The sequence below is a fragment of the Scytonema hankhaensis NUACC26 genome (genome assembly GCF_045865695.1).
Lineage (GTDB): Bacteria > Cyanobacteriota > Cyanobacteriia > Cyanobacteriales > Nostocaceae > Scytonema.
In genome coordinates this window covers 1-17,402 of the sequence record NZ_BAACAP010000239.1, presented here as the reverse complement: position 1 = coordinate 17,402, position 17,402 = coordinate 1, and the positions used below count along the sequence as shown (strand labels likewise).

Genomic DNA, 17,402 nt, shown 5'->3' with positions numbered 1-17,402 from the left:
AAATGTCAAGTCACTTTTGGTTGAAAGTCTTGCTCTACACGGTATTGACATTGTATGCAGTTATTACACTCATTCCATTTGTTTGGGCGCTTTCAGCATCATTTAAAAACCTGTCAGAAATCGCGAGTGGAGAGCCAACATTCTTTCCCAAAAACTTTACTCTCGACAACTACAAACAAATTTTTTTACAAGAACCGTTGTTTCTCCGTTGGTTATTTAATAGCATAGTCATTGCGATCGCTGTGACTATCTTAAACCTAATTTTCAACTCAATGGCGGGTTACGCATTAGCAAGATTACATTTTCCAGGTAGACGCTTTTGGTTTTTTCTTATTTTAGCAGTGTTGGCAGTTCCCGCACAAATCACTCTGATTCCCACATTTTTGATATTAAAAGCCTTTAACTGGTTAAATTCTTATCAAGGAATGATTGTTCCTAGTATGGTAAATGCAACATTCATTTTTATGATGCGGCAATTTTTTATTAATTTTCCTAAAGAACTTGAAGAAGCCGCCCAGCTAGACGGACTTACTACTTTTGGAATTTTTCGACGCATTGTTTTACCTTTAGCAAAACCCGCACTAGCAGCACAAACAGTTTTTGTATTTATGGGGAGTTGGAATAACTTCTTGCTACCTGTGGTGATTTTATTCGATCCAGAAATGTTTACCCTTCCCTTGGGTTTAAATACCTTCAAAGGTCAATACATCAGTTACTGGAATTACATCATGGCAGCTTCCATGGTATTTACTTTACCAGCACTAGTCATCTACGCCTTCTTCAACCGATATTTTATCGAAAGCGTCACTTTTACTGGTGGGAAAGGGTAATTGGTCAGGTGGTTACTGGTCAGGTGGTCACTGGTTACTGGTCAGGTGGTCACTGGTCACTGGTCATTGGTCACTGGTCACTGGTCACTCTACATGATATTGGTATTAGAGCAGCTCAAATCTCTACCGAGTAGTGCTATTGGCTAATAGTGCTGCAACAAGGTTTACTTTCTTGGGCAGCTAGCTCATAACCCGAAGGGCATAGTCTGGTAAAAGCGCATCATAGCGCCTTCTCTATCAGGAAATACCGTTCGTGTTGATAGCTTATAGCTGTTAGCGACTACCATTTAGCCATAGAGGCTGAGCATCGCAATATTTAGCTGTGTTGAGTGTCAAAAATTGTTAAGGGGAAAAATGTTAAGAAGAGTTATTGGCATTTTGGCGGCTACTGTTTTGCTGACGTTTCAATTTATTGTTGGTGATGCGTCAGCAGTGGAACTAGATGCAGCTACCCGCACCGTCAAATTAAATGACCAAGGGGATAGTGTTGTTCTAAGCCTCAAACAAGTCAAAGAGGGCAAAAGCTTATTTCAATACGCTTGCGCTCAATGTCATGTTGGTGGTGTGACTAAGACCAATCAAAACGTAGGGCTAGAACCGGAAACTCTAGCGGGCGCAACTCCACCTCGCGATAGTATTGAAGCGTTGGTGGACTATATGAAAAATCCTACAACCTACGATGGCGAAGAGGAAATTGCTGAATTACATCCCAGCACCAAGAGTGCTGATATTTTCACAGAAATGAGAAATCTAAAGGATGATGATTTAGTAGATATTGCGGGTCATATTCTCCTACAACCCAAGGTTATCGGTTCCCGATGGGGTGGCGGTAAAATTTATTACTAAATCTAAGTGGATGATTTAGTCAATAGTCAACAGTCAATGGTCAATGGTTAATGGTCAATAGTTAAATAACGATTTCGTTATGGATTTTTGGCTATAGATTATGGTCATAGACTGTGGACTATTGACTCTCTTTATTTAGGAGGTAGGGAGTAGAGGATAGGGAGGAGGGAATGAGAGATTTTTAACAAATTCCACGGAATTCCCCATCCGCCATGCGGCGGGGTAGTTTAAATAAAAAAGTATCTACGACAAGTTGTCATATTTGGGCTAAATTTTATTTAAAATGAATAATGAAAGATAAAACCTGCTGTTAGGAGAAAGGTATGACATTCATTGCGTCAAGCTTACGGCGCTTTGGCTTAGCATTGTTAACACTCTTTTTAGTTGTTAGCAGCTTTGCAGTTTTCACTCCCAGTGCTGCTGCTGAAACACACACTGTAAAATTGGGTAGTGATAAGGGAATGCTGGCGTTTGAACCAAGCAAGTTGACAGTTCAACCAGGAGATACAATTAAGTGGGTTAACAATAAAGTTCCTCCCCACAACGTTGTGTTTGATGCCGCTAAAAACCCCGCTAAGAGCGCCGATTTAGCTAAGAGCTTGTCCCATAAGCAGTTGCTCATGAGTCCTGGTCAAGAGTACCAAACAACTATCCCAGCAGACGCAACTCCTGGTGACTACACCTTCTACTGCGAACCTCACCGTGGTGCGGGTATGGTTGGTAAACTGACTGTCGCAGGCTAGTAGGGACGCTTTTAACTCCAAATACCTTCCCTCGATCGCGTATGCGAAAATCGCTGCCTTTTAGAGGGTAACTAAGATGGTGACGAGTTTTATCCTCTCTTATGGTATAAGAGCGATAGAGGAGGGCAGGCTCGTCACCGTAAATTTTTATAGAAAATAGAAAAATCGCGTTAGACACAAGGCTTTCAACCAAAGCTGCTAGCAGACCGTAAAATATTTACTGGAACGGTTTTTTTAGTTGCAGGAAGCTGGTTACAAGGAGACTACCTTGAAAAAAGTGTTATTGATTGTGTTCGCGATCGCCTTATCTGTTATATTTACGTTTACGAGATCAGTCCTTGCAGCCGAAACGTCCAATGGCGCTCAAATTTTTAAAGATAACTGTTCTTCTTGCCATATAGGTGGAGGAAACATTCTCATTGCCGAGAAAAATCTTAAAAAGGAAGCTTTATTAAGTTATCTGGAAAATTATGAAAGCGATTCCATTCAAGCCATTGTTAATCAAGTACAAAATGGTAAAAATGCTATGCCTCCTTTTAAAGGAAAATTAAGCGAATCAGAAATTTTACAGGTTGCTGCTTACGTTTCTCAAAAAGCCGAACAAGGTTGGTAAAAAAAAGCCTCTGGTGTATGCCAGAGGTTTTATTAATCGGGAAGCAAAAATTTTGGTTAACTATTAACGATTCTCCAATTGTCTTGTTTCTCTAATTTGGCGTAATTGCTGTATGAGCTTACTTGGTTTATTGGAAGCTGAAGGCTTGTTAGTCTCTTCTTCCTGCTGCTGAGAAGTTTGTTCTTCTGTTGCTTGAGGAGTTGGTGCAGGTTGCTTGATAACTACCTGCTGTTGTTGAGATGATTGTTCGCTTTCGCTTTGGGGTATTGTTACAGGCTGCTTAATCGTAACTTGACGCTGAGGCGCTTGTTCGCGACTTGGTGGTAATGCTCTTGGAGTTCGCTTCAGAACAACTTGTCTAGTTGGTGTCACAGAAGCTGATTCATTTCCTTCAGAGCGCAAACTACTAGCTCGATTGGTTAGAGGTTCTTTAGAAGACGCCTGTGAATTTACTGTTTGAGATTGACTAACGCTATCTTCTTTCCGTTCTTGGGATAACTGAGAATTTAACCTTGGCGCACGCAAACGCTGAACGAGATTCTTTTGTGAATTGGAAGATGCTTGTACGGAGGTTGAAGATGGAGCGACGATTTCTTGAATTGTTTCTGGTTTGCTAACATCACTACTAGATTTAAAAGCGATGTTAAAGGGGTAAAATTTTGGTTTACCGTTTGTTGATACTGGGTTATTTTGGAAATATTCTTTGAAATAGTCTCTTGTAGCAGCTTTCAGATCGGAGGAGACTGAATTATCGTTGAAGTTGATAGCCTCTACTTGACCTTGGCTGTTAATAACTAAATCGCCCTCAACATTGCCTTCCCGAGCAACTTTTGAATTGACTGTTGCTGATAAAGGCAGTCGCGTTTCAATATTGGGATATTGCCCCTTGAGTGCTAAAAAGCGATCGGTAGAAGAAATTGTGCTCGATAACATTTGCTGAGATGGCACTGATGGCGAGCCAGAAATATTCTCACCAGATCCCTGTTGCGGCAATTGCTGTGTTTGAGATCCCAAAGCTATATTGTCATCAGCTTTTGGAGTTTCGCCGAGAGGAATAAGTGGTTTGTAGGGAGAAGCGCTTGGTACTTCCGTTCCCGGCTGTGCCGTTTGCGATGCCATATTTCCATCTGCTGGCATTGGCGGCATTTGGTCGGGAGTTACAGGAGCGCCATTATTAATTATCTCCTGTTGCTGCCTCCAATTAGCTGCTTGTACTGGAGGTACGCTGTAAGGAATTGGAGAGGTAGTCAGTGGCTTAGCCTCGCCCAAGCTTACACTTGGCTGTTGATATCGAGGAAAAGGTTTTACTTGTTGACTGTATGTGGGTCTAATCTGGTAATCTCTATTTGAAGCAATTTTGAAAGACTGACTTTTTGGTAAAGCAGCGATCGATACGTTAGTTGAATTTGGCAGAGGAGGAATTGTTAAATTACTAGCTGTTGCCGTGGGCGGTGGTAAAGGAGGTAATGCTGGGGTCGATTGAGGCAACAAATTGGGTGGAGGGACTTGCGGAAGTATTGCCGCTTGAGTTGGTAAAGCGATTTGAGGAGTACCAGTTTGTGGCAAACGGTTCATTTCAGCTTGATTCAACTCAACCAGTCCGACGGTTTTCGGTTTTGATGATGTTGATTGTTTTGAGCTAGACTCCATTGGCATCAACGGCATCACAAAAGCAATGACACCGTGAATGCCAAGAGAAGCTATAGCTGCTATCCCAGTAGGCTGGCTTAAGAAGTCTGGTATATTTTTCAGGAGGGAGACGTAAGACATAGCTATTCTCGTTCACTCTGCTCGCTTGGGATTATCTAGCAATTTTATATAGATCTAATGAAAAAAGTAGGAACTTTAAGTGTCTTCCTCTACAAATTAACAGTGACCAGTGACCAGTGACCAGTGACCAGTGACCACCTGACCAATCACCAGTGACCTGACGTACTATTCTACTAGAAAGTTGCGCCGATGGATATAGTTGCTGGAAAATGAGAACTGAGGATTGGGGACTAGTAGGGTGGGCAGTGCCCACCATTCGATGTTGGTGGGCACTGCCCACCCTACTTGAAAATAGGGCCGATCGCTTAAGTCTGAGTAGACGACCAGATCGGGTAAAGTTGCCCTTTCAATGACCCAACGACTCTTAAGCAATCCTTGCTGTTGCAACATCTGCCCAGTGACCAGTGACCATTATCTTTAAATATTTTTAAGATTTTTAGATACAATGTAATAAAAATAAACATTTCTTGAAAAAAAGGAGTACGAGAGCCATGCAAAGTACTCAGATCGATATGGTTCTGCGGCGAATCACAACGATACTATCTGTAGTCATTGTGACTTTGACTCTAGTTGGTGCTACGACTGGCATTTTGCTGTCTTTTTACTACGAACCAGCAGCAGGAAGAGCTTACCAATCCTTGAGAGCGATCGATACTCAATTGAATTATGGTTGGCTGTTCCATAAAGCCCACGCTATTGCAGGGAATGCAGTTGTGGGAGTTTCGCTGATTCAAATTGTGGTTATGTTTGTGAGCAGACAATTTACTAAGAGTTGGTTGGCTGCTTGGATTAGTGGAATTTTGTTTACTCTGAGTGCAATTGGTTTGGGTTGGACGGCAATGATTCTCTCTTGGGATCAAGAAGGATTTTGGCGTTTTAGCATTGAATTAGGCACGATTGAGGCTATCCCTTTTGTGGGTTCTTTATTAAGGGATATTTTGACAGGCGGTACGGGTATTAGCACCGTAACTGTTCAACATTTGTACACTATTCACAGTTATGTTGTCTCGGTTGCTGCCTTAGTACTAGCTATAGTCCATTTAGCAAGCGTACTTTGGCAAGAGAAGCGTGTTGCTCAGGAGGTAGGAGCGTCACTGGTGGAAAGTTGAGCTAACTTTGTTAACGGTATTTCTTCAACCTCTGATAACTTTTCTAGTGAGAGGCGAGTGGATTGGTTGCTACCAGACAAGCGTTTTAAAAGGCTTGGTCTGGGGTCGTGTAATAGGTAGATAATGCGATCGCCCACAGACCATTCTTCAGAAGCTGGCATAACCTGAATGCGATCGTCCCGTTCTACGAAAAGCGGTACTAACTCGCCTCCTCCAATTAACCCTTGTAAATGTTCTTGCTGACGTTCAAAATCCTCAGCACTCAGTGTTGTCGTACCTAATTTTACCCTTCCGTCATTAAGGTAATCGTTCCAAGTTTTGATGGATAAGTCTGAAAGGAAAGCTTGATTTACCTTATTTTCGTTGACTGTTGTTGTGGCTTGAGGATCGCGAGGAAATACCGCCAAAACTCGCGGCGGATTGAACTCCTCAGCAGCACGTTGCGCTAAAACAAAATTGACTTCGCCATTACTAGTTATTGCTAAAAAAGTTCCGACTGAAGCGAGCCCTGCCTCTTCTAAGACTCCAGCATCTAAAGCACTACTAGCAATTACCCGCAAATTTTCTGCTTCTGCTTGGAGACAACGTTGTGGGTCAGTATCAATCATCACCACTTGTTCTCCTCGTTCTTGAAACAATCGAGCAATTAACAAACTCAAAGGATTGCAGCCAACAATCACCGCCCCGGTTGCTTCTGTTGAAGTAATCTGTAACCACCTGGCAACCCAACCAGCAGTCAATCCTTGGCAAACCACCGTCATGATAATGGTGAGGAAAACTAATGCTTTGATAGCCTCACCACCGTTAACACCTCGTTGTGTCAGCAGAATTGCAAACAAGGAAGCAACAGAAGCAGAAACAATTCCTCTTGGAGCAACCCAACTGAGAAATAGCTTCTGTCGCCAGTTGAGACCGCTATTCCAGGTACAAAAGAGGATGTTAATTGGGCGGACGACAAACATCAGGACTAACACCGTGTATATGCCACCCCAACCTAAAGCAAACAAACTTGCGATCGACAAGTCAGCAGCAAGCAAAATAAATAAAACCGAAACGCTAAGAATCGTCAATTGACCTTTGAAGCGCCGCAACAACCTTTCTTCTGGAACTGAAGAATCTCCAAATACCACTCCAGCAACAACAGTTGCCATCAATCCCGATTCGCTAATAGCCATTTGAGATAAAGCAAATAAACCCCACAAACCTGCCAAAACAACCAGGTTTTTGACCTCAAATGAGAGAAATTTGGCTCGTTTGCAAATAAAAGACATTAGCCAACCACCAGTTGAACCAATAGCGCCTCCAATGCTCAAGCGCATCATCAAGTTGCTAGCAGCCGAAACAAAGTCAGTCCGGTCGTTAAGAATTGTGTTGAGTACGACAACAGCAAGAATGGCTCCCACGGGATCGACCAAAACACCTTCCCCTTCCAACAGAGTTGCAACCTGCCGATCGACGTTGACTTGTTTGAGCAAGGGACTAATAACAGTGGGACCCGTGACGACGACTAGAGAAGCGAACAGAAAAGCAATAGGCCAAGGAAATTCACCTAACCAGTGAGCTGCCATGCTACCACCAAGCAGCGTGATCAGGGTTCCGAGGGTAACAAGCAATTGAAGGCTAGAGGAAACTTTGCCCAATTCTCGCAGATCGAGATTAAGCCCGCCTTCAAACAAAATAATTGCTGTTGCTAGGGCGACTATAACTTCTAACCCAGTGCCTAGCATATTGGGATGTAATAGCCCAATACCATTAGCGCCTAGGAGGATGCCAAACATCAACAAAAAGACGATGCTAGGTACTTTAAGGTATGCAGCCAGCACTTGAGCGCTAATGCCCGCAAAGACGGCAATTACCATCTGTATGGTCATTTCAAACGATGCTTCCATGTAGATTTTGACCGATATATTTCAAAATCTCTTATCAACAACAGTATAGTTAAATCGGCTGAGTGCAGTGTTACACCAGCTGGTGTCTTGGTAAACCAGATATTTTTTTTATACATAGTCTGATATAGTACTGCATTTTTTGAGTTTTGTTGCAATATTGGGGATTGGGGATTAGGGATTAGGGATTGGGGATTGGCGATTGGGGATAAGGGGCAATGGGGATTGGGGATTGGGGATTGGCGATTGGGGAAAATTTTAAAAAAAATCTGTTGACACCAGAAGAAAAAGCCGTTACATTAATAAAAGTGTGAAACCAAACGGTGAACGCCTAATGCGCCCCCATCGTCTAGAGGCCTAGGACACCTCCCTTTCACGGAGGTAACGGGGATTCGAATTCCCCTGGGGGTATTTAAAAAGGTTAACAGTTAGTATTTAAAAAAGTAAATAGTTGAAAGTGAAGAGGCAAGTGTCATATTGTGGTTTGACATTTGCCTTTTTGATTCAAATAGTTGCTACGCGATCGCATATGGCAGCTAAGTTCAAGCGCATATCATTGCTCAAGCGACGCTCAATCAACCCGACTGGCATAGTGCGCTTGGGCCAAACCCTCACGGTATAGCATAGAAGAGTTTTGCTACCTTCGCTTTGGAAACAAGGCTTGAGTTGCCAGCTACCGGAAAACTCTCTAAAGTCTCCTTCTATCATGCAGAAATTAATTTCCTTGGGAAAGTACTCCTCAAGATCGAGTACGACACGCGCACAAAAGTTGAAGTTGAGAAATCGTTGAGCGCCAACTTGTTCTAGACGAATGCCTCCTTGTGGATGCTCGAGTAAACGGCTTTTGGTAAGGCTGGGAACGAAGTCGGCTAAAGCTTCATAGTCTGTGAGTACTTTCCATACTTTCTCTACTGGATGGGGAATTTGGAGTCGAGCTGTAATTTGTCTCTGTCGTTCCGCGATTTTCTCAATTTGAACGTCTACAGATTGCAAAGCAGCTGCATCAATTCCTGAATCCAGTTGTTGGCATATGTCGTCGCTAGCAACTAAATCGAGTTCTTCTGGGATTTTGTGTTCTTCAATCACTGTTACCAATTATGATTCGCTATCGTTAGAAAATTGGGGCAAAGTCAAAGTAAAGCAAATTTCACTTAAGTTAGACTCCTCAATTGGCTTGCTTTCAACAGCAATCTCTCCACCAAGGTGCTGTACTAAAGATTTTACCAACGCAAGACCCAATCCCATACCGGGAGTCCATCTTCCTTTACCTCGACGGAACTTATCAAAGATGTAAGCGGCTTCTTCTTCAGAAATCCCGCGTCCAACGTTGGTTATCTTAATAATAACTCGATCGCTTTGTTGATTAACTTCGTGGCTTGCTTGTATATTAACAACAGTTTCGGGTTCTGAATACTTATACGTATTCGTTAACAACTCTTGGAAAATTCTGTCAAAACTCTCCACTTCTGTTTGTATCGAGAGTGGCTCCTCTGGCAAGTTTAAGGATATATTAATTCCTTTTTCTAATAATTTCTTCTCAAAAGATACAGCAATATCTTGAATTTTGGTATTTAAATCAATCGTTTCTAGGTGCGGTTGGTCTGGATCGTTCTCCAGTCTTTGGAGTGTCAGTAAGTCATTAATTAAGTTAATTTCTTTATTACACTCTTCTTCTAGAATGTCCAGATATTTCACCTGACGCTCGGCACCAATCCCAGGTTGGCGCAACATACGCAGTGCCATACGCATATTCGTTAATGGATAGCGTAATCGATCGCTCAAATTGCTTAAAAATTCATCTTTGAGTTCGTTGAGTTCTCGCAGTTGCTCGACGTATTGCCGAGTTCTTTCATGCAGTTTTGCTTGTAGTTCCAAGCTGCTTTGTAGTTTTGCCGTGCGCTCGTCTACCAAGGTTTGAACTTGCCGCAAAGTCTGGTTTTGGATGATAGCATTGCTTAATTGAGCGCAAACCATGGACAATATGTTGAGTTCTGATGATTGCCAGCTTCGAGATGCCGATTGCTGCAACACCATAAATCCTAAGACTTTGCCTTGAATTTCTAATGGCATTAACAGCATTGCAGGTAGTGATTCTATGGCAAATACTGGAGCAACTGTTGAGTTATCTCTTATATCTGTACTATCATTAACGATGACAGGTTTTCCAGAACTTACAAAAGCACGCTGACACAAGCCACAATCGGCAAGATAGAAAGAATTTTCTGAAGTATCGGATTTATTTGTCAGAGAACCTTCTTTTTGCCGACACCACTCACCCACAATGTTTGCTTTTGCCTTGGGTATTTGTTTTTTCGGATTATTTCTAATGGAGAGTGGGTCTGTGTATTTCAGGAGGATTAGCAGACCCCGATCTGCTCCCAATGTTTCGGCGGTAGATGCTAATGCTAACTGAAGCATTTGATTTAATTCCCAGTTGCTACGACTGAGTATTGTTAATTGCTTGATGAGGTTTTGGTGCTGAGCACAAGTTTGTAAGTATTTCTGTTGGCTGGCAAGCTGCTGTACCTGTACCGCGTGCGAAAATGCGATCGCGCAAGCAGATTCCACCGATTTTAGTAATCGTTTTTCTGATTCCGTCCAGCTGTAGGGCTGTGACTTGATCAAGCTAATGACACCGTTATTCTTGCCACCAAACCGACTCGGAATGGATAAAACGGCTTTTGCAAGTGGCAAGAATTGACATCCAAGAGCAAGACTTTTTTGAATTGTCGAAATGTCTTCTATAGTGATTGGTTCAGAAGCACATTCCATCACTGGTAATTCCAACTGTTCTATCGCAGCAAATACTTCTCCAGAGGGAAGTAAGCCTGAATACTCTTCGGCGTACCAATTTGCACTTATGATTTCATTTGACCCCTCAGTGGGTACTGTTACCAAACAACAGCAATCCACATCAAAGGCAACTCCTAAAACTTTAGCAATTTCTTGCAGCATCATTGTCGGACTCAGATGACTGGCAATGATTTGGTTAAGTTCTTGTGCCAACTCAAAGTTGGGTTCTTCCTGATGCTGCATCAGCTTGACCGAATGTTGTTTTTTTTCTATATCATCATTAGGGCGCTTTGGCGGTGATGATAAAGGTTTGTTCATTCCTAGCACACTCTTGGACATTGACCCCATTTTCTGTATACAAAATCTTTTAGCACATCAATCCTCGATCGCTCTGCTGCTGCACCCTAACGAACCTGTAATCTTTCTCTCACCTGTTATAGCCCCTTTCTATTTCAGATGACTAAGTTTCCGCTATGTTAAACAAATTTCTAAAAAAGTCAAAAATATCAAAAACATATTTAAGATGCTTCAGCAGAATAATTGTCGGCTTTGGTGTACCTCGTTAATTTACTAACTTGGATTTAGGATATCTCGGCTGTAACTATATATAAACCGTAATTTCTCTAGATTTGGACCAAATGCTTCTCAAGATATTTCCGCGCTAACACTGAGAAAAAAAATCTTATAAACGTAATATTTTATTCATATTCTCTAGAGCTATGGCAGTAGCTCTGTTTCAGGGCTTTTCCAAGGAAACGCTCTAAATACTAGTTTTTGTGAGACCATCCTTCCAGGTTTTACACGTGTAAAAAAATATTTATTCAAATCTTTTTATTTAATTCTACAAACTTCATCAGTTTTTTATCTTTAGAAATAGAAAAATGCTTTTTGTGTTAATTTTTGTAAAGTTTAGTTTCTGACACCTACCATATAGATACCTATCCAATACTTGTCGGTTAAGCTTTTCCTCCCCTGCAACCCTTGCTAGATACGTAGTAGTAGTAGGGTGGGCACTGCCCACCATTAGCTGTTGGTGGGCAGTGCCCACCCTACTTAACTTAACCGAGCAGTATTGGATACCTATCTCTGCCAGCAACATTTTTTATATTATTTTTTTTAATTATAGTTTTTTTTGAATTTATTAAAATATTTAATATATTGAGCCAACAAAATGTAGCTCGGTTGCCTATAGGGAGTGCAACCGAGCTACATGGAATGCCACGAAAGTTTAATCGGCTACTAAACTTTCGACACTGAGAGGAACCATTTCGCCATTTCTTGTTAATCCTAATAACATTGGTTGTTGTGGTTGTATCAATTGACCCGTGAGCACGCAGCGTTCTTCTTGTTGTGCTGTAGCGGATATGCTGGCTCGAATATCAGAGCGCGAAAACCTCGGCTTCCACTCACCCGACTTCTGCTGGACATAATTCCAAAGGACATCTCGAATCAGAGCCTGATATCCCTGATTGCCAGCTAAGTCTTTTAGCTTATCTTTCAGTTCCCGTTCCAAACGGATGCTGGTAACTTCCATGTCGGTGGTTGGGGTGCGAGCGATAGTATGCATCATTTTTTCTCCTTTTTCTCCTTAAAGTATGGACAGGATAGTAATACAAGTGTAGTATGTTTAAAGGAATGTTCAATAGGTGAAATTTTCTGTGATATCCATTTACCCCATCTCCATCTCTACTTCCTCGCATGCTGCTAAGTCCCGATTTAGTTGGGAATCAGCCGCCGTGGGAGTGGAGTATTTATTTATGGGGAATAATGGTAACCCAAATAAATTGCAACACGTAGAGGGCGATAGTGATTCAAGATATGCCAGCATTGGTGTGCTGTATGCAGCACCAAAACTAGACAAAGAAAGCGGGAGGTACAGATGCCAAGAAACTGTACCGATATAAGACCAGAACGACAAGAAGAAAATGGTCAAATTTCCAACCCCCGCTTCCATAAGAAAAGAAGCGGGGGTTTTTTCATGAGGAGTCAAGCTGTGACGAGCGCAATGCGAGTTCTAGAGCGATCCGTGGTGGTGTTTTCCCAAAATGACTTACCACTGTGTCGGATAAATATCGAGCGGGTGATTGTGCTGTTAGTTGATAGACGTGCAAGCAAACCTGGAGTAACAGGAGAGCATAAGGAATGCTGAAATTAACATACACCGAATCGAGCTTTTACATGGAATGTCTGGCTCAATCGCTGGAAGAATGGGTGGCGCAGCGAGTTATTCTCGCACTGCGAGTTGGTCAATGTTTGTGCGTTGAACCCAGCACTGCTTCCTTCTTGCTTCCTGTTGATTTACCAGGAGTTGAGGTGCTCAAGGCGGCTGTTACTCGCGAGGATAGTGAGACGATCGATCTCTGTTCTTGTGATAGCGACTATATAGAAGTCAGTCTGCGAGGGTCTTGGCTTTCTGATGGTTCTGAGGATGCTGATGGCGTTTTTGTCAGTAAGATGAGCGATCGTTCTGAATTTTTCCTTCACAAATTATGGCAACAAGCTCAACAGAGGGCTTCGGTCATGAGTGAATAATGTGTGGTGGGCTTTTGCCCACTACTATGTTTGAAAAGGACGGGCAAGACGCTCATTCCACAAGAAGATAAATGTTTATATAAGCTGATATTACACCTAACTACAAAGTAGCTTTTAGTTGGTCAATATCGGGAGCATCCCAATTTAGAAAAAACACCCTTGCGATTGTAATCGCTGCTATACAAGCTAAATCCCTTCGGGTTCGCCAGTCGCCAGGGCGTGGGAAACCCGCCTCATGCGCGCTGGACTCACCACCTACGTGGACTTAATCTGGGGTCCTTGTCTTGCGGACGAGCGTTTGTATAGCAAGAGAATTTTATTCTTGCAGGCTTTAGCGCAATTCTATTGGTGGTGCGCGATCGCTCTACTACGTATATTTCAAAAATCAAATACGAGACGTATATATAAGGCATAAAGCTAGACATAGTAACGGTTTCCAAGAATTCAAAAAATTTTTCCAAAACACCTTGACATTTATTGTAGTATTTGTGTAGTATATAAGTAATCAAGCAAACGACAAAAACTTCTAAACAAAAAGAGATAAGGAAATAATTATGTTTTACATTGCTTTACTTTTACAGCTTAAACCGCCTCCAAAGGAGGAAAAAAATCAAAAAACATCTGACATTGAAAGCAAGGAGTTAGATAATAATACCAATACAAAAATACCTGAATATATTCATAGAATAAGAGAAATATATTCTTTAGAAAGACGGTTATTTTTGTAATGAATTTTGAAAAAAATAAAATTTTTTTCTTGAGTTTGAAACCCCAATATGACACGAGTAAGTTCACTAATGGGGCTATTTTTTGGGTTGGTATCCAAGCTGGTTGAAGGGACTCGACTGTAAATCGAGAGCTTATATGCACGCGGGGGTTCAAATCCCTCCCAACCTATTACGGAGAGGTGGCTGAGTGGCTAAAAGCGTCCTCCTGCTAAGAGGAAACGGGTAGTTAATATTCGTCGCGAGTTCAAATCTCGCCCTCTCCGCCTTAACTGTTTATGGAAGATGCTGCCGACGGGACGGCAACTAGTCTTGAAAACTAGAGTACAGGCAACTGTAGGGGTTCGATTCCTCCATCTTCCTTTTTCACTCTTAGAGGATGTTTGAAAAGTCCTTTCATCAGTAGCAAAACATTTCGTAAGGAACTGGCGAACCCGGAGGGGTCTCCCACGCCCTGGGGACTGGCGAACCCGTTCGCGTATAGCCCTTGCGGGCATAGCCTGCGGCATCGCGAAGCGTGCGCTTTGCGCTTAGCGTCTCCGCGCTTGAGATAGGGTTACTGGTCACTGCTCACTGCTGAAGCGTGCGATTAAATCCTGGCGTGATAACTGCAAGAGCAATGGCGTAAATTCTTCTGGTGGTAAAGCTAAGATTGATTCAATTATTGTGGCAAGTTCCGGATCGAGAGTCCCAAAACGAACTCTTAACAAGCTTTCGACAACTTGCCTTCTTTCTTCAAGTTGTCCTTCAACTCGTCCTTCAACTCGTCCTTTAAGCTCTCCTTCCTGTTTAGCAAGTTCGCGGTCTTGCTGATAAAGTGGTGCTAATCTCATAATCAACTCCCGATCTTCTGGTGCTGAAATTGTTTGTGCTGCTAAATGCTGTCTAAGGGTGTATAACAATTCTAACGTTGCTTGACGAAACGGATGATTGACGGGCAGTGCTTCTAATTCATCAATGGCTCGGCTTTGAACTGTGCCTCTTCCCAACATTCTTAACCATAATGTTTCTTGGGTGAGTGGGAGTTGATGAATCACAACGAGCGCCATTCTATAAGTGTCAGGGGTAAAGTACACTCCTGTTGTCCAATCTTCGGCTCTATTTGCGCCAAATCCTGAGAGTAATTCATCAGATGCCGTGGGTGTGAGTATCCAGAGTTTGGGAACTGCTGAGTCGCGAACAGAAGTGTTGTTTCTCTTGGCTTCTCGTCGCAATTCGCCGCGAACTTGTAAAAGTTTCAGCAGACAATCACAAATTTCTTCGGCGGGTGCGGCATTGCGAAACGGTTCTAAAATTGCTGGGTTAGCGGCAATTCTACCTAACAATCCTAAAGTTTCTAATTGTTCTGTAGTCTGTGTTGGTGCAAACAGTAGATCGATTTCTCGCACTTCTGAGGAGACTCGTTTTGGCGAATCGACTTTTCCATAAGGTTGAAGGAGTTTTTCAAGATAGTCTTTGGCAAATTGGTCATGGAGAAAGCGCGTCATGTTGTTAGATGATAAACGTGTTTTTCCACAGTGCGATTACAGCTAGTTCATCACTAGGAAGTGTGAAGTTTGTGAGGCAGTTTTCATCGGAGTTAGACATAACCTTTTTCCTAGTTGAGTGAGACTGTAGGAGGACTGGAGAAAGTTATTCGTCATATCTTATCTGGTTTTGACAACAGAATTTCTTCTCAAAGTTATGAGAATTCTAAATATTTGAATTGAGAGAAAAATCTTGTATTTATGAATGAGAGGTTGATTGAGGGCGGAAAAGCTGTTGATTTGATGAACAGTTGATTGGCTACTCAAATCATTAAAAAAATTGGGTGGAGTAGAAATTAAGAGTGGTAAATTTGCGATACGGCTTTAGCCGTTAAGCTTCGCTTATCGCAAGTTTTACCCAATTTTCAAACCAATGACACAAACAGTGGAATTACTGGTTGGTCACTGGTGAGCCCTGCGCTGTAGGCGGGTTTCCCAACCTAGGCAACTGGCAAACCCGTTCGCGTAGCGTCTCCCTCCGATAGGAGATAGGGTTACTGATTACTGGTCACTGATAACTGCCAAAGCGTGTGAATAAATCCTGGCGTGATAACTGAAAGCTCTCTTTCAACTCGTCTTTCCTGTTTGGCGAGTTCACGCTCTTGCTGATAAAGTGGTGCTAATCTCATCATCAACTCCCGATCTTCTGGTTCTGAAATTGTCTGTGTTGCTAAATTCTGTCTCAAGGTGCTCAACTAATTCAAAAAAATTGGGGAGAGTAGAAACTACAAACCCCACCTCTAACGTCAAAAGCTTTATAACGAGGTAAACGTCCGAAGTTATGAAGCGATCGCAGTAATAATATCCAAGATACAGCTTTGTCCTGAGTGCGATAAGCGAAACTTTACGAAGTACAGATGTATTCCTATCAACCTTAGTAGATTAGTGTGGGTTTATCTCTCACGACTGAATCAATTAAATGGAACCGCTACCCAATAATTGGGCAGATATTCAGCCTGATACTGTATATCAAATAACTAGTGATTTACTAGTTTCTTTTAGTCAAGAACAAATTAAACTGGGAATAAAATATGACCAGAACAGTAAACATTTAAAAGCTATTGAGAAGGGTCAAGTCCCTCCACGCGGTAGTATTGGTCTTGTTCCTTCTCAAGAAGAAGGTTACGATTTGAAATCTAAAGTATTGGGAAAAGGCGGCGATCGTCGGTTTCATGCCAAATTTATAAATGGAGTTTTGCACTTTCCTGGTTTAGCAACAGAACATTAATCCAAGTCAGATATGAGTAACATTGAATTAAAAAATCACCCAGTATGGCATGATTTGACTGAAATCTTACAAAATATAGATGTCAACATACTTGTTAAACAACATATCTCTTTATGTGATTATAAAGTGTGTGGTTATTGGGATGAGCAAGATAAATATTATGAAGAAATTTCCCTACCCCGAACCCTCGAAGCTGAATTAACAAGTAGTTCAATTGGCGTAACACGTAATAAACGCTTTCTCCAATTGAAGTTTATCCTCACAGCTTATAGGAATGGTGTTGAAGATAATTTAAGCCATAATAACGGACTGCGTATTGGCAGCTTGGAGCTTGTTTATGATGAAAATCTAGAATTCATAGATGAGAATTGGCAATTAGATATTGATTCTCCTTTTTTGGACATTAAACACGCCTTACAAGAATAGTAGCCCACTACTTTATAGTTGATTAGAGAGAAAAATCTTGTGACGATCAATGAAAGGTTTCTCTAATCGGGAAATTTGTTAATTTTATTAATAGTTGATTTGCTAGTCAAATAATTCAAAAAAATTGGTTGGAGTAGAAATCAAGAGCAATAAGTTCGCGATACGGCAGTATAGCCGTTAAGCTTTGCTTATCGCTACTCCAACCCAGTTTTAAATCCAATAACAGAATCAGTAGAATTAGTGACTGGTCAGGCGATCGCAGGTTACTGGTCACTGATGACTGCTGAAGCGTGCGATTAAATCCTGGCGTGATAACTGCAAGAGCAATGGCGTAAATTCTTCTGGTGGTAAAGCTAAGATTGATTCAATTATTGT

At 41.9% G+C, this 17,402-nt stretch carries 19 protein-coding genes, 4 tRNA genes and 1 pseudogene; 15 read left to right on the top strand and 9 right to left on the bottom strand.

The genetic code is table 11. The features are described from left to right. Positions 1-2: 2 nt before the first annotated feature. The 4 genes from ACKTT2_RS39560 (at position 3) to petJ (ending at position 3,032) form a co-directional block, all read left to right on the top strand. Positions 3-830, top strand: coding sequence for a carbohydrate ABC transporter permease (locus ACKTT2_RS39560; protein ID WP_407896770.1), 828 nt, complete (start codon positions 3-5; stop codon positions 828-830). Positions 831-1,184: 354 nt separating this feature from the next. Next, positions 1,185-1,676 (top strand): photosystem II cytochrome c-550, encoded by a 492-nt coding sequence (gene psbV, locus ACKTT2_RS39555; protein ID WP_407896768.1) that lies wholly within the window; start codon positions 1,185-1,187, stop codon positions 1,674-1,676. A 323-nt stretch (positions 1,677-1,999) separates the two neighbouring features. Continuing rightward, positions 2,000-2,419: a plastocyanin gene (gene petE, locus ACKTT2_RS39550; RefSeq protein WP_407896766.1), complete on the top strand. Its 420-nt coding sequence runs from the start codon at positions 2,000-2,002 to the stop codon at positions 2,417-2,419. 268 nt (positions 2,420-2,687) lie between these two features. Then, on the top strand, positions 2,688-3,032 hold the full coding sequence (gene petJ / locus ACKTT2_RS39545; RefSeq protein WP_407896764.1) for a cytochrome c6 PetJ: 345 nt from the start codon (positions 2,688-2,690) through the stop codon (positions 3,030-3,032). A 63-nt stretch (positions 3,033-3,095) separates the two neighbouring features. Here the strand turns inward: petJ and ACKTT2_RS39540 are convergent, their stop codons facing one another. Together ACKTT2_RS39540 and ACKTT2_RS39535 are read right to left on the bottom strand one after the other, a co-directional pair. After that, positions 3,096-4,802, bottom strand: a complete 1,707-nt coding sequence (locus tag ACKTT2_RS39540; RefSeq protein ID WP_407896762.1) for a hypothetical protein — start codon at positions 4,800-4,802, stop codon at positions 3,096-3,098. Between the two features lie 165 nt (positions 4,803-4,967). Beyond that, on the bottom strand, positions 4,968-5,192 hold the full coding sequence (locus tag ACKTT2_RS39535) for a hypothetical protein (RefSeq protein WP_407896760.1): 225 nt from the start codon (positions 5,190-5,192) through the stop codon (positions 4,968-4,970). 101 nt (positions 5,193-5,293) lie between these two features. On the opposite strand from ACKTT2_RS39535, the gene ACKTT2_RS39530 reads away from it, so the two are divergent. Continuing rightward, complete coding sequence (locus ACKTT2_RS39530; RefSeq protein ID WP_407896758.1) at positions 5,294-5,911, top strand: cytochrome b N-terminal domain-containing protein; 618 nt, start codon at positions 5,294-5,296, stop codon at positions 5,909-5,911. On the opposite strand, the gene ACKTT2_RS39525 is transcribed toward ACKTT2_RS39530, so the two are convergent. After that, on the bottom strand, positions 5,878-7,800 hold the full coding sequence (locus ACKTT2_RS39525) for a cation:proton antiporter (RefSeq protein WP_407896756.1): 1,923 nt from the start codon (positions 7,798-7,800) through the stop codon (positions 5,878-5,880). The two genes, ACKTT2_RS39530 and ACKTT2_RS39525, sit on opposite strands and share 34 nt — an antisense overlap. A gap of 335 nt (positions 7,801-8,135) precedes the next feature. Between ACKTT2_RS39525 and ACKTT2_RS39520 the strand changes: the two genes are divergently transcribed. After that, a tRNA-Glu gene (locus ACKTT2_RS39520) sits at positions 8,136-8,208 on the top strand. A gap of 93 nt (positions 8,209-8,301) precedes the next feature. On the opposite strand, the gene ACKTT2_RS39515 is transcribed toward ACKTT2_RS39520, so the two are convergent. The 3 genes from ACKTT2_RS39515 to ACKTT2_RS39505 form a co-directional block, all read right to left on the bottom strand. Further along, complete coding sequence (locus ACKTT2_RS39515; protein WP_407896754.1) at positions 8,302-8,883, bottom strand: SRPBCC family protein; 582 nt, start codon at positions 8,881-8,883, stop codon at positions 8,302-8,304. 9 nt (positions 8,884-8,892) lie between these two features. After that, entirely contained in the window at positions 8,893-10,908 is a 2,016-nt protein-coding gene (locus ACKTT2_RS39510) for a sensor histidine kinase (RefSeq protein ID WP_407896752.1), read from the bottom strand. Between the two features lie 910 nt (positions 10,909-11,818). Beyond that, on the bottom strand, positions 11,819-12,157 hold the full coding sequence (locus ACKTT2_RS39505) for a ribbon-helix-helix domain-containing protein (RefSeq protein ID WP_407896927.1): 339 nt from the start codon (positions 12,155-12,157) through the stop codon (positions 11,819-11,821). Positions 12,158-12,248: 91 nt separating this feature from the next. On the opposite strand from ACKTT2_RS39505, the gene ACKTT2_RS39500 reads away from it, so the two are divergent. The 7 genes and pseudogenes from ACKTT2_RS39500 (at position 12,249) to ACKTT2_RS39470 (ending at position 14,210) form a co-directional block, all read left to right on the top strand. Next, the gene (locus ACKTT2_RS39500) at positions 12,249-12,494 is read left to right on the top strand and encodes a hypothetical protein (protein WP_407896750.1); all 246 of its coding nucleotides are present in this window, start codon (positions 12,249-12,251) and stop codon (positions 12,492-12,494) included. Between the two features lie 74 nt (positions 12,495-12,568). Then, a pseudogene (locus tag ACKTT2_RS39495) lies at positions 12,569-12,700 on the top strand (HNH endonuclease); the annotation flags it as partial. A 32-nt stretch (positions 12,701-12,732) separates the two neighbouring features. Next, entirely contained in the window at positions 12,733-13,122 is a 390-nt protein-coding gene (locus ACKTT2_RS39490; protein ID WP_407896748.1) for an alr0857 family protein, read from the top strand. Between the two features lie 554 nt (positions 13,123-13,676). Continuing rightward, on the top strand, positions 13,677-13,850 hold the full coding sequence (locus ACKTT2_RS39485; RefSeq protein WP_407896746.1) for a hypothetical protein: 174 nt from the start codon (positions 13,677-13,679) through the stop codon (positions 13,848-13,850). Positions 13,851-13,934: 84 nt separating this feature from the next. Continuing rightward, positions 13,935-14,019, top strand: a tRNA-Tyr gene (locus ACKTT2_RS39480). 4 nt (positions 14,020-14,023) lie between these two features. After that, positions 14,024-14,113: transfer RNA gene (locus ACKTT2_RS39475), tRNA-Ser, on the top strand. Positions 14,114-14,127: 14 nt separating this feature from the next. Beyond that, a tRNA-Ser gene (locus ACKTT2_RS39470) sits at positions 14,128-14,210 on the top strand. Between the two features lie 200 nt (positions 14,211-14,410). Here ACKTT2_RS39470 and ACKTT2_RS39465 read toward each other — a convergent pair. After that, positions 14,411-15,334 carry an RpnC/YadD family protein gene (locus ACKTT2_RS39465; protein ID WP_407896744.1) on the bottom strand — a complete coding sequence of 308 codons (924 nt, stop codon included), beginning with the start codon at positions 15,332-15,334 and terminating at the stop codon, positions 14,411-14,413. Positions 15,335-15,867: 533 nt separating this feature from the next. Then, a complete protein-coding gene (locus ACKTT2_RS39460) occupies positions 15,868-16,059 on the bottom strand; it encodes a hypothetical protein (RefSeq protein ID WP_407896742.1) in 192 nt (63 codons plus the stop codon). A 233-nt stretch (positions 16,060-16,292) separates the two neighbouring features. Here ACKTT2_RS39460 and ACKTT2_RS39455 point away from each other — a divergent pair, with 233 nt between their 5' ends. Further along, entirely contained in the window at positions 16,293-16,601 is a 309-nt protein-coding gene (locus ACKTT2_RS39455) for a hypothetical protein (RefSeq protein WP_407896740.1), read from the top strand. Between the two features lie 12 nt (positions 16,602-16,613). Continuing rightward, complete coding sequence (locus ACKTT2_RS39450; protein ID WP_407896738.1) at positions 16,614-17,027, top strand: hypothetical protein; 414 nt, start codon at positions 16,614-16,616, stop codon at positions 17,025-17,027. Positions 17,028-17,142: 115 nt separating this feature from the next. Here the strand turns inward: ACKTT2_RS39450 and ACKTT2_RS39445 are convergent, their stop codons facing one another. Then, entirely contained in the window at positions 17,143-17,301 is a 159-nt protein-coding gene (locus ACKTT2_RS39445; RefSeq protein ID WP_407896736.1) for a hypothetical protein, read from the bottom strand. Positions 17,302-17,402: the final 101 nt, after the last annotated feature.

What these genes read in the sequence shown, in the direction of transcription:
- ACKTT2_RS39525 (WP_407896756.1), bottom strand. Translation starts at nt 7,800, where the DNA reads ATGGAAGCATCGTTTGAAATGACCATACAGATGGTAATTGCCGTCTTT.
- ACKTT2_RS39530 (WP_407896758.1), top strand. Translation starts at nt 5,294, where the DNA reads ATGCAAAGTACTCAGATCGATATGGTTCTGCGGCGAATCACAACGATA.
- ACKTT2_RS39485 (WP_407896746.1), top strand. Translation starts at nt 13,677, where the DNA reads ATGTTTTACATTGCTTTACTTTTACAGCTTAAACCGCCTCCAAAGGAG.
- ACKTT2_RS39535 (WP_407896760.1), bottom strand. Translation starts at nt 5,192, where the DNA reads ATGTTGCAACAGCAAGGATTGCTTAAGAGTCGTTGGGTCATTGAAAGG.
- ACKTT2_RS39505 (WP_407896927.1), bottom strand. Translation starts at nt 12,157, where the DNA reads ATGCATACTATCGCTCGCACCCCAACCACCGACATGGAAGTTACCAGC.
- ACKTT2_RS39490 (WP_407896748.1), top strand. Translation starts at nt 12,733, where the DNA reads ATGCTGAAATTAACATACACCGAATCGAGCTTTTACATGGAATGTCTG.
- ACKTT2_RS39510 (WP_407896752.1), bottom strand. Translation starts at nt 10,908, where the DNA reads ATGAACAAACCTTTATCATCACCGCCAAAGCGCCCTAATGATGATATA.
- ACKTT2_RS39465 (WP_407896744.1), bottom strand. Translation starts at nt 15,334, where the DNA reads ATGACGCGCTTTCTCCATGACCAATTTGCCAAAGACTATCTTGAAAAA.
- ACKTT2_RS39455 (WP_407896740.1), top strand. Translation starts at nt 16,293, where the DNA reads ATGGAACCGCTACCCAATAATTGGGCAGATATTCAGCCTGATACTGTA.
- psbV (WP_407896768.1), top strand. Translation starts at nt 1,185, where the DNA reads ATGTTAAGAAGAGTTATTGGCATTTTGGCGGCTACTGTTTTGCTGACG.
- petE (WP_407896766.1), top strand. Translation starts at nt 2,000, where the DNA reads ATGACATTCATTGCGTCAAGCTTACGGCGCTTTGGCTTAGCATTGTTA.
- ACKTT2_RS39450 (WP_407896738.1), top strand. Translation starts at nt 16,614, where the DNA reads ATGAGTAACATTGAATTAAAAAATCACCCAGTATGGCATGATTTGACT.
- ACKTT2_RS39560 (WP_407896770.1), top strand. Translation starts at nt 3, where the DNA reads ATGTCAAGTCACTTTTGGTTGAAAGTCTTGCTCTACACGGTATTGACA.
- ACKTT2_RS39540 (WP_407896762.1), bottom strand. Translation starts at nt 4,802, where the DNA reads ATGTCTTACGTCTCCCTCCTGAAAAATATACCAGACTTCTTAAGCCAG.